We start from the raw sequence: 12,031 nt of genomic DNA, 5'->3' as shown, positions 1-12,031 counted from the left end.
CGCGGCTCAAAACTTCACCGTCGCCCGGACCCAGTAGTAACGGCCCAGCAGGTCGTAGGTGGCCACGTCGGTATTGGCGTTGCCGCCGTTGTTGGCGTAGTACAGCGGCGGCTGCTTGTCGGTGAGGTTGTCCACGCCCAGTTCCACCCGGGTATGCCACTGCGCGAAGTCATAGCCGAGCTGCGCGTTGTGGTAGACGAAGGCGCCGATCGGGCGCACCACGCCGGCCTGGCCGACGTCGGCCGACAGGTTCTGCCGCGCATCGGCGCTGCCGATCTCGGTGGCGCCCACGTAGCGCAGCCGGTAGCCGGCATTCCAGTTGCCCAGGTTCCAGCTCAGCGTGCCGAGCGCGCGCCAGCGCGGGAAATTGCCGTAGGCCTGGGTGTACTTGCCCGCGTTGTGGATGGTGACGGTGTTCGGATCGGTGGTGTCCGGGTTGATGTCGTAGCGGATCACGTAGGTGCCGTTCAGGCCGGCGGCGAAGCTGCCCCACGCGGTGTCGGGCAGGCGGTAGCTCAGGCTGAAATCGGCGCCGCGCGCCCACAGCTTGCCCAGGTTGACGGTCGGCTCGGCCACGTAGTTGATGGTGCCGTTGTCGTTGCGGTGGATCAGCGGGCAGAACGCGCTGGCCGAATTGGCGTAGCACTGGTTGAAGATCGTCTGCGCCGACACCGTGGTGATGGTGTCTTCCAGCTCGATGCGCCACACGTCCGCGCTGATCGACAGGCCGTCGATCCAGTCCGGATCGTAGACGATGCCGAAGTCGTAGGACTTGCCGGTCTCCGGCTTGAGCTGGTAGCCGGCCACCACCGCGCCGGAGGCCTTGCCGCTGATCTGGTTGTCCGGCTGCTGGTAGCTGCCGTCGGTAGGCACGTTGGCGCAGGCGCCCTCGTGGCCGCCGGTGTAGCCGTTGCACGGATCGTTGACCGTGGCCGAATCGCCGACCACGCCGGAATAGAGTTCGTTGATGTTCGGCGCGCGGAACACCTGCGACACCGTGCCGCGCAGCAGCAGGTTCTCGATCGGGCGCCACTCCAGCGATACCTTGCTGTTGGTCTTGCTGCCGACCGAATCGTAGTCGGAGAAGCGGCTGCCCAGGGTCAGGTTCAGCGAATGCACCATCGGCAGCTCCGACAGCAGCGGGAACAGCGCCTCGGCATAGGCTTCCTTGACGCTGAAGCTGCCGCCGAGCACGCTGGCGCAGTATTCGATCACCCCGCACAGGCCGTTCTCGTCGCCCGTCCACAGCGCATCGGCCGAGGTGGTGGTGCTCTCCTTGCGGTAGGACACGCCAGCGGCCAGGCTCACCGTGCCGGCCGGCAGGTCGAACAGGTTGCCGTTGGCGTTGGCCTCGAACTGCTTGACCCGGTACACGCTGGTGACGATCGGGTTGACCACCAGCGCCTCCAGCGCCGCCAGGTTGTCCGGGCTGTTGAGGTTGAAGATGTCGATCGGCGTGCAGCCGGCGATCGCCGCGCCGGCGCTGCCGCACCTGACCGTGCCGTCGCTGTCCAGGAACGACGGGCCGACCGCGGCATTGAACGCGGCGTAGTTCAGGAAGCCGTAGTTGGTGGACTTCTGCTTGACCCTGCCGTAGTTGACGTTGGCGTCCCATTGCCACGAGCTGTCGCCGAAGCTGCCGCGCAGGCCGGGATTGATCTGGAAATTGTAGGTGTTGTATTCGTAGCGGCGGTTGCCGAGCCCGGTGGCGCGGGTGTTGAAGTCGTTGTACGACCGGCCGGCGGCGCGGTCGGTGCCGAAGTTCAGCCCGAACGGGTTGTAGTAGCTGGCCGAGGACACCAGGAAGTTGTCGCCGTTGGCGAACATCGGGATCGGCGCGATGATCGACGCCGAGCTGGTCTTGCTGAAGTAGCTGTTGACGTAGCCTTCGACGTGGTCGTTGAAGCGGAAGCTGCCGATCAGGAACGCGTTGGTGCGCTCCTGCGGCGTCTGCAGCAGGTTGAACGGCTGGTAGTTGTACGAATCGGCCGCGGCGTTGTAGCAGTGGTACTGGCTGGGGGTGGTGGGGCTGCCGCCACCGCCGTTGTAGGTCACCCGCGAACAGCCGTTGGCCGCGGCCAGCGCAGCGGCTTCCGCCGAGCCGTCGTTGAAGCTGATGCTGCCGGTCGGCGTCGCCGACGAGCCCTGCTTGACCGCTTCGCCGTCGATCAGCGACAGCGCGTCCTTGGAGTAGCCGCGCGCGCCGGCCGAGACCGGGTCGATGTCGTGGTAGGACGCGCCGGCGATCACGCTGCCGCGGTCCCAGGTCTTGCCGGCGGTCAGCGAGAAGTTGCGGCGGTTGCCGTCGCTGCGCGAGCTGGTGCCGAAGTCGCTGCTCAGCTCCACGCCGTCGAAGCCCTTGCGCATGATGAAGTTCACCACACCGCCGATCGCGTCGGAGCCGTACACCGCCGAGGCGCCGTTGCTGAGCACCTCCACCCGCTCGATCATCGTCGCCGGGATCGCGTTGACGTCGTTGCTGGCCAGGCGCGTGCCGTTGACCAGCAGCAGCGTGCGTTTGTCGCCCAGGCCGCGCAGCGAGATCGTCGAGGCGCCGGTGCCGCCGCCGTTGTTGGTGTTGGGGTTGGTCGCATTGCCGGCCATCGACGGCAGTTCCTGCACCAGGTCGCCCAGCGTCGCCTTGCCGGTGGCCTCGATCTGCGCGCGGCTGATGGTCACCACCGGGTTGGCGGTCTCGGTGTCGACGCGGCGGATGCGCGAGCCGGTGACGACGATGCTGTCCAGGGTCTGGGTCTTGCCGTCGTCGGTGGCGGCCGCGGCGGCGTCCTGCGCCAGCGCCGACCACGATGCGCCGAGCGCCAGCGCTGAGACCACCGCCAGCGCCAGCGGCTGCAGCTGCGGCGCGCGGGATGCGGACTTGGTTGCTTGCGGGGTTGCTTGCGAAAACGGCATGGAGATCTCCTGAGCGGTATCGGCGCGTGGCATGGCGATTCGTTGGCTAAAGCGCGTCCGCACCGGCTATGCGCCAGCGGACGGAATGGTTTTAGGAAACACGGCGCCCATGGGGCGTCCGCCAGTACAGCCTGCGTCCTGCAGCCCGCCCTTCGGAAAGGCCGGGTGAAGCGAGGGGATGGCGCCCTGTCGGCCGCGTGCTGCGGCCAGCCATGCCCTGGTACTGCATGTCACAGCGTTACGCGGCAGCGCTGTGGCCACGTTCGTCGTCGCCCCAATTCATCGCTGCCATGGAACGCTTTGTTCAACGCGTTTTCACGATGCAGTCACAATGTGCGCTTTATCCCGGCGCAAGTCTTGTCGCAATTAACGGCTATGCATGCGGAAAACGGCACGGTTGGGCAAATGCTCGCGCGTCCGGTCGCACGCGGACACGCGATGCGTGCGCCGCTCCACCGCGGCGCCGCGGCAATCTAGAAGGCCCGCCGACGCCGCGCGGCGCTGCCCAAGTCCGCATACAGCACGGTGCCGGCGCGCTGCGTGCTTGGGGATCGACCCGGTACGCACCTGGACGGCGCGCGGCGGCCAGCCACCGTTCTTTCGGCTGGGGCGGCACGGTCGTCGACTTCGACCAGGATGGCGCGCTCGACCTGCCGGCCGGTGATCCAGGTGCCGCGCTTCGTCCCGTGGCAGGTGCGTCTGGCAGAACGACGGCCGCGGCAACTTCTGCGGACACGGCATGCCAGGCGACGCGGCGGTGCCGTTCGGCGACGCCGTCGGACAGCCGCGCTGTACGGCGACTGCGGCACCCGCGCAGCACTGTCCTGCGCGCATGGCGAACGCGGCGCGGACGCCGCGGCGCGTCGGCTACCTCAGGCGGGGATCAACCAGCCGCCGAACAGCGGACCGGCGGTGTCGCCGTGTTGCGGCTCGATGCGCAACGTCAACTGCGCCGCGTCGCGGGTCAGCGCCGGTGGCAGCGGGTAGTCGCGGTCGACGAAGTCGATCACCTGCCCGCGCTCCACCTGCACCTCCACCGCCAGCTTGCCGTTGACCAGGATGTTGAAGCGCCCCTTGTCGCTGCCCCAGAAGCGCAGGCGCAACGCCAGCGGCTGCGCGCTGCCGCGCATCTGGAACTCGACGAAGCCCTTGCCGCGCACGTCGCGGCATTGCTGGCGGCGGTAGGCGCCGCCGAAGGAGGTGTCGCTGCGCAGCTTGTGCGCCTGCTCGGAGGCCTCGTCGCCGAACTGGATCATGTCCACCGCACTGGCCTGCAGCTCCGCGCGCTCGGCCTGCTGGCGCGCGCGCCGGTCCGCTTCCTGCGCCCACTGCGCTGGCGCCATGCGCTTGAGGTACAGCGCGCTGCGGCGTTCGTACTGCGCGTAGAACGGCACGAAGGTCAGCCCCGGCGGCTGCGTGCCGGCGGCCAGGAAGTGCCCGGGCTGCGGCAGCTCGGCGAAGCCGGCCAGCGGGTCGGCCGCGGCCACCAGCGCCGGGTCCGGCGCGTCGTAGGGCGTTGCGACCGGGCCCAGGTCGGCGGCCAGCGCCAGCGGGCCGCGCATCACCACCACGGTGTCGGCGTCGCCGGCGGCGTGCTCCAGGCGCAGCGGCATCGCCAGGTCCAGTTCGATCACATCGCCGCTGCGCCACTGCCGCTCCAGCGCCAGGTAGCCGTCGGCGACCGTGCCGCGCTGGGCCTCGCCGTTGAGCCGCAACGTGTAACCACCCTGGCACCAGGCCGGCAACCGCAGCAGCAGGCGCCGCGGCGTGCGCGCGCCGGCGCGGCGCAGCTGCAGCCGCACCTTGCCGTTGTCCGGCACGCCGCTGTCCAGCTCCAGCGCCAGGTCGCGCTCGGGCCAGTCCAGGCTCGAAGGGATGTACAGGTTGACGTACAGCGCGGAGGCGTCCTGCCAGTAGATCGAGTCGCCGAACTGCGCATGCGCCTCCATGCCGCTGCCGACGCAGCACCAGAACGAATCGAACTTGTCGGAGAAGCCGCGCTCGCCGCCGCTGATCATCGGCGTCATGTAGGTGAACATGCCGGTGGCCGGATGCTGCGCGGCCATGACGTGGTTGTGCAGGGTGCGCTCGTAGTAGTCGAAATAGCGCGCCTGCGGCGTCCACTGGTACAGGTGCCGGGTCAGCTTGAGCATGTTGTAGCTGTTGCAGTGCTCGCAGGTCTGCTCGGTCAGGAACGCGGCGATGGTGTCCGGTTCCTGGAAGTACTCGCGGTCGGCGTTGCCGCCGATCACGTAGCTGTAGTGCGCGGTCACCGTCTCCCAGAAGAAGCGCGCCGCGGCGGCCGCATCGGCGTCGCCGGCGACCTCGAACTGGCGCGCCTCGCCGATGAACTTGGGCACCTGGGTGTTGGCGTGGATATGCGGCAGCGCGTCGCGGCCGGCCGCCGCCGGGTCGATCACCTTCTCGTGGCGCAGGCGCTTGCCGATCGCGATCCAGCGCGCCTGGCCGGTGCGCGCGCCCAGCTCGATGTAGGACTCGTTGAGGCCGCCGAACTCGGTATCCAGCAAGGCCTGCATCTGCGCGTGGTCGAGCGCGTCGAACACGCCGGCGAAATATCCGGCCATCGGCACCAGCACCGCCAGCGCCTGGGCGTTGCCGGCCAGCGCGTGCGCATCGAGCAGGCCGGCGAACAGCTTGTGCTGGGTGTACAGCGGCGACCAGCTGCCGTTGAGGTTGAACTTGCTGCCCTTGATGATGCCGCGGCGCACGTCCTCCATGACCGCCTTGCCGCCGTCGATCTGGCCCTTGTCGTTCTTGCGGGTGAAGCCGCCGACGTAGCCGTCCGCGTCCTGCGCCTGCGCGCGCGCCAGTTCGCCGACGATGTAGTCGATGCGCGTGCGCAGCTCGGCATCGCGCGTCTGCGCATGCATCTTGGCCAGCGCGCTGAGGTAGTGGCCCAGCGTGTGCCCGGCGATGGTGTCGCCTTCCCAGCCGCCGTACAGCTCGCCCTTGGGCGGCAAGCCGGCGTACTTCAGGAAATTGTGCAGCAGCCGGTCCGGCTCCAGCTCCAGCAGGTAGCGGCGATTGGTCTGCAGCGAATCCAGGAACAGCGACGGCTTGAGCGCGACCTGCTGCAGCGGCAACGCCTGCACGCGCCCGGCGCTGGACGCGGCCGCATCCAATGGGAAGCGCAACAGCCCGGCGGCCATCGCCAGCGCGCTCCATGCCAGGAAACGGCGGCGCGACGGATCCAGCGCCGCAGCGTCGGCAGCGGCGCACGGCGTCGGGTGCAGGTGCTCGTGGCCGCAGTTCATCGGACACCGTGCCGGCGGTCGGCGGCGCAGATCGGGCGGGACACGAAACGAGGCATTGCGGCTCCTTTGCATTGGCGGCAGCGCGGCGGCCGATCGCCGCGACGATGGACTGCGCCATCGCACTGTGTCATCGATACGCGCCCGGGTCTTGTCGGCGGTGGTGCGCTCGCATGCGGATTTGTGCCGAATCCGCGCAGGCGGTCCGCGGTCGTCACAGCGCCAGGCGGATCCCGCCGTAGTACATCCGCCCGATCACGTCGTACACGCCGGCGTGGTAGCCGAGTTCGAAATTGGCCCCGCCGGCCTCCGCGCCCGGCACCCGCGGCGGCGCGCGATCGAACGCGTTGGTGATGCCGCCGAACAGTTCCAGCCCCGACTTGAGCCGGTAGTAGCCGGAGATATCGCTGTAGAACACATCGCCGGTCCACACCTTCTGGTAGTCGGTGTCGGTGATCTCGGTGCTGTTGCGCATCTTGGCGATGTGCCGCAGCGACCACGTGGCGCCGGCGTGCGCGTTGGACCAGGTGCTGCGCAGCACGCCCTTCCATTGCGGCGAGCCGAACACGCCGGCGAAGCGGGTGACGTCGTCCGGCTGGTCCGGGTCCAGGGTGTAGTCCTGGCGGATCAGGCGCGTGTAGTTCAGGTCGAACGACAGCGCGCCGGCGTTCTGGCCCCAGTGCCCGGCCAGGTCGTAGCGGTACTGCGCGGCGAAATCGACGCCGCGGGTCAGGTAGCGCGACAGGTTCAGCTTCTGCGTGACCACGTCGAGCAGATTGCCGCCGGCGTCGCGGCCGACGAAGGAACAGAACTGGTTGTCCAGGGTCGGCGCGTCGACGCACTTGTTGATGATGGTCTGCGCCGGGAACGAATCGATCGCGCCGCGCAGGTCGATGTTGTAGTAGTCCACCGACAGCGAGAAATCCTCCAGGAAGCGCGGCCGCAGCACCACGCCGACGGTGCGGGTCTTGGCGGTCTCGGTGCCCAGGTCCAGGTTGCCCTTGGTGACGATGTCGCGGTACAGCCAGTAGGTGTCCTTGTCGGACGGATTGAGTTGCGCGCAGTTGGCCGCGGCGTACTGGCTGCGGTCGGTGCGGTAGTTCAGGTTGTAGGTGTTGCACGGATCGGTGATCCACATGCCGCCGATGCTGCTGGCGGTGTACAGCTCGCCGATGTTGGGCGCGCGCACCGCCTTGCCGTAGGTGCCGCGCAGGGTGATGTCGCGGATCGGCGACCAGTCGATGCCGAACTTGTTGGTGACGGTGCGGCCGGCGGTGTTGTAGTCGGACACGCGCACCGCCGCGTCCACGCCCAGCCGCTCGGCGAACGGCTTGCCGGCCAGCAGCGGCAGGTGCAACTCGCTGTACAGCTCCTTGACGTCGTACTGTCCGCGCAACGGCAGCTGGGTGGTGCCGAGGGTGGCGTCGTAGGCCGGGTTGGCCGGGTCGTACTGGGCGATCGCGCCGATGTCGTTGCGCTCCTTGCGGTACTCGCCGCCGAACACGATCTGCGCCTCGCCGCCGGGCAGGTCGAAGATGCCGCCGGAGGCGTAGGCCGACAGCACCTGCTGGGTCAGGGTGGTGGTGGCCCAGTCGGTGTCGTAGCGCAGGTAGCCGATCTCCTCGGCGCTCAGGCGCTTGAACGGGTTCAACGGCACGCAGCCGTTGCCGGGGTCGTCGAGGGTGCTGCGGCAGACCGCGCTGCCGTCGGCGGCGGTGGTCGAATCGACCGCCAGGTAGTAGCGGTCGTAGGCCACCGTGTCGATGTCGCGGGTGCGCTGCCGGGTGCGGCCGTAGGAGTAGTACGCCGCGTAGTTCCACGCCCGCGCGCCCAGGCTGAAGTCGCCCTCCAGGCCGACCACGCCCTGCACCAGCCGGCGCCGGTACTCGCTGCCGCCCTGCCCCAGTTCGTCGTCGAAGTGGCGGGCGAAGTAGACGCCGTCGGTGATCGCGCCGCCGTTGGCCGCGCGCATCTCGTCGGTGATGAACGGGCTGTCGGCGGGCACCGCCTCGCTGCCGAACGCGCTCAGCGCGCGCCATGCCGAACGCGAACTGTTCTGCGAATAGCCGACGTTGGCGAACAGGCGCAGGCTGTCGCTGAAATCGAAATTGAACGTGGCGCGGCTGGAGAAGCGGTCCGACGGCACCGACAGGTACCACGAGTCGTAGCGGCCGCCGTACTCGCCGCCGTCGGTGAGCAGGCTGCCCAGCGCGTCCACCGGATTGGCCAGGCTCCGCGGCGCGGCGTTGACGTAGCCGCCGGGGCCGAGCACCGGATCGCGCAGTCGGCCGTCGGCGGTCATCGCATAGTGGCGACCGCCCAGGATCAGCTGCGCGTCCTGCGCGTTGTTGATGTTGCGGTTGTTGTCGGAGATCCAGTAGCGCTGGTCGCGGTTGTTGCGCGTGTACATCGGATAGCCCATCGCGGTCCACGGCCGGTCCTGGCCGGACACCGAATCGGGCTCGCGTTCGTAGAAGCCGTACACGGTGACGTTGCCGCGGTTGTCGGCGAAGTTGCGGCCGAACAGCGCATCGATGCTGGTGCTGCGCATGTCGCCGCGGCTGGACGCGCCGTAGCGGGCGCTGGCGTCCACGCCCTGGAAATCCTTCTTGAGGATGAAGTTGGCCACGCCGGTGACCGCGTCGGCGCCGTACAGCGCCGAGGCGCCGCCGGTGATGACTTCCACGCGCTCGACCAGGCTGGAGGGGATGTTGCTGACGTCCACCGCCGAGGTGCCGGGGATCGCCGGCACCTGGCGGCGGCCGTCGACCAGCACCAGCGTGCGCTGCGTGCCCATGCCGCGCAGGTCCAGCGCGTTGATGCCGGGATTGCCGGCCAGGTTGCCGGTCTGGCTGGTCTGGGTCAGCGCCAGGCTCGGCAACTGGTTCACCACGTCGGCGATCTCGGTATAGCCGGCGGCGCGGATCTGCTCGGCGCCGATCACGGTCAGCGGCGTCGGGCCGTCTAGCGCACCGTTGCGGCGGATGCGCGAGCCGGTGACGACGACGTTGTCCAGGGTCTTGGCGTCGGTGGCGGTATCGCCGCCCTCGGCGGCAGCGGCCGCCTTGTCGCGCGCCACGGCCGCGTCCTGCGCCACGGCCGGCAGCGCCACCAGCAACGCCATGGCGATCGCGCCGCACAGCAGGGTGCGCGCTTGTCCGCGCCGATCGCGACAGGAACAGGCTGGACGGAGGAAAGGCAAGCGAACGTGGCGCATGGAGTGTCCTCGGTTGGCCGGCCTGCACGAATCCAGGCCGCACGACGCCACGTCCCCGTGGCCCATGGCGGCGGGAACCTGCATCGATCGATGGAGGCCGTGCTTCCCCGCACGGCGCAGAATGCGATGCGCGTCACTGCGCAGCGCACTTGCAGGGTTTCACGCTTGCAGGCGCAGCGTCTTGTGGAAAAACGTCGCCTTTGATGTGGAAATTTGTCGATATGCCGCAACCGATGGCGTTCGCCGCCACACGGCGCGCGCCACCTGCCGCATGCGCGCCGCCGTCAGTGCGCGAGCGCTGCCGAGGCCGCCGCTTGGCGGTTCCAGTCCGGGGTCGGCGCCTGCTGCAGCCAGCGCACGAAGAAATCCAGCAGCCGCCGCTGGCCGTACCCGCCGCCGGCGCCGTGGTCGCCGCCCGGCACCACCAGCAGGTCGAAATCCTTGCCGGCCTTGATCAAGCGATCGGCGACCTGGAAGGTGCTGGCCGGATCCACGTTCTGGTCCATGTCGCCGGTCACCAGCAGCAGATGCCCCTGCAGGCGCCAGGCGTTGTCGACGTTGGACGAGGCCGAATACCACGGCCCGACCGGCCAGCCCATCCACTGCTCGTTCCACCAGATCTTGTCCATGCGGTTGTCGTGGCAACCGGAATTGGCCACCGCCGCGACATAGAACTGCGGATGGAACAGCAACGCGCCGAGCGCGCTCTGGCCGCCGGCGGAGGTGCCGTAGATGCCCACGCCCTGCTCGATCGCGTACCACGGATACTGCGCCGCCGCGGCGCGATGCCAGGCGATGCGATCGGGAAAGCCGGCGTCCTTGAGGTTGCGCCAGGCCACGTCGTGGAACGCGCGCGAGCGGTTGTTGGTGCCCATGCCGTCGATCTGCGCCACGGCGAAGCCGAGCGCGGTCAGCGCCGGCACGCGCGCGCTGAAGCGCTTGGGCACGAACGCGCCGTGCGGCCCGGCATAGATGTCCTCGACCACGCGGTAGCGGCGCTGCGGATCCAGCCCCTGCGGACGGTGGATCACGCCCCAGATCTCGGTCTTGCCGTCGCGGCCGGGCGCATGCAGCGGCAGCGGCGGCACCCAGCCGGCGGCGAGCAGCCGCGACAGGTCGGTGCGCTCGACCTGCCGCACCAGCGCACCGTCGTCGCTGCGGCGCAGTTCCAGCACCGGCCCCAGGTCGACGCGCGAATACAGGTCGAGCAGCCAGCGCCCATCGGGCGAATAGACCACCTGGTGATCGGCCGGCGCCGGGGTCAGCGCGGTCAGGCCGCGGCCGTCCAGGCCGATGCGGTAGGCGTGCTGGTAGTACGGGTCCTCGCCCGGGAGCATGCCGGAGGCGGTGAAGTACACCTGCTGCGCGGCCTCGTCGACGCGATCGACCTTGCGCACCACCCATTCGCCGCGGGTGACCTGGCGTGGCGCGGCGCCGCGGCGCGTGTCGTACAGGTACAGATGCTCCCAGCCGTCGCGCTCGGACGCCCACAGGGTGCGCGCGCCGTCGGCGAAGTCGTGCCGGTAGTACTTGCCGCCATCGCCGCTGAGCGCGCTGTACTCGATGAAGGTGGGCGAGGTCTCTTCGATCAGCGTGCGCGCCTGCGCGCTGAGTCCATCGGCCTCGATGACCCGATAGCGCTGGTGGCCGCGTTCGTTGTACTCGAAGGTGAAGCCGCTGCCGTCGCTGCGCCACTGCGGCCAACCCAGGGTGAACGCATTGGGGAACAGCGTCGCCGGCACCGCCTGCGCGCGGTGCGAGGCCAGGTCGAACAGCACCGGCCGCAGCACCGGCAGCGGATCGCCGGGCTTGGCGTAGGCCTGCTGGTGCAGCTTCGGCTGCAACTGGTCGGCGGGCGCCGACTCGATGTAGTAGACCGTGCGCGGCGGCGCCGGCGCGACCCGGTAGGCGACCAGCCGGGTCGAGTCCGGCGACCAGGCGAAGCTGTCCACCGCGTAGTACGCGGCCGCGCTGCCGTCGCGGCTGAGCGCAAAGGCGGCGCCGCCGGCGGCCGCCGCGACCACCACGTTGCCGCCCTCGACCCACGCCCGCCACTGGCCGTCCGGCGAAGCCTGCGCATGCGCCGGGCCCTGCTTCAGCGGGACGCTCATGTCGTAGGAATCGGGTGCGCGCGCGGCCATGTCGCTGCGCGTGCAGCGGTAGTCCGGCAAGGCGCAGCGCCAGCGTACGCGATCGCGCTCGAAGTCCAACTGGTGCTGGCTCAGCTTCACCTCGGACAACTGCAATGCCGTCGCATCGACCGGCTGCCCGCTGGTCGCGGACAGCGCCGCCGCCAGCCGCGCATGGTCGAAGGCGGGCGCGTTGCTGCCGCTGTCGACGGCCGCGCGCCGGTACTCGATCGCCGGCGCGGCGCCGGCGCGCGCGACCGAGCGCCGATACAGGAAATGCCCGGCGTCCAGCCATACCGGCTGCGACGGCTCGCGATCGACCAGCGCCTCGTAGCGGCGGCTCAGCGTCTGCGCACGCGGGTAGTCGTCCGCGCCCGGCGCCGCCCGCGCGCACGGCGCCAGCGCGAGCGCCAGCAGCAGCGCCGCCGCGGCACGCGGCCGCGCGCGCGGCAGCCACGCCTGTCGCCCGACGCGATGCCCGCGATCCGTCCGCATTGCCG

General features: G+C 69.7%; 4 protein-coding genes. All 4 read right to left on the bottom strand.

Features of this window, described 5'->3' with window-relative positions; genetic code table 11:
- Positions 1-6 precede the first annotated feature (6 nt).
- Positions 7-2,913 carry a TonB-dependent receptor gene (locus JR065_RS05255; RefSeq protein ID WP_206232749.1) on the bottom strand — a complete coding sequence of 969 codons (2,907 nt, stop codon included), beginning with the start codon at positions 2,911-2,913 and terminating at the stop codon, positions 7-9.
- A gap of 872 nt (positions 2,914-3,785) precedes the next feature.
- Positions 3,786-6,188, bottom strand: coding sequence for a glycoside hydrolase family 127 protein (locus JR065_RS05250; protein WP_241093390.1), 2,403 nt, complete (start codon positions 6,186-6,188; stop codon positions 3,786-3,788).
- A 211-nt stretch (positions 6,189-6,399) separates the two neighbouring features.
- Entirely contained in the window at positions 6,400-9,309 is a 2,910-nt protein-coding gene (locus tag JR065_RS05245) for a TonB-dependent receptor plug domain-containing protein (RefSeq protein WP_206232747.1), read from the bottom strand.
- 377 nt (positions 9,310-9,686) lie between these two features.
- Entirely contained in the window at positions 9,687-12,026 is a 2,340-nt protein-coding gene (locus JR065_RS05240; protein ID WP_206232745.1) for a S9 family peptidase, read from the bottom strand.
- Between the last annotated feature and the right edge of the window lie 5 nt (positions 12,027-12,031).

It is taken from the genome of Xanthomonas sp., assembly GCF_017163755.1.
Lineage (GTDB): Bacteria > Pseudomonadota > Gammaproteobacteria > Xanthomonadales > Xanthomonadaceae > Xanthomonas_A.
This window is presented reverse-complemented; position numbering and strand designations above follow the sequence as displayed.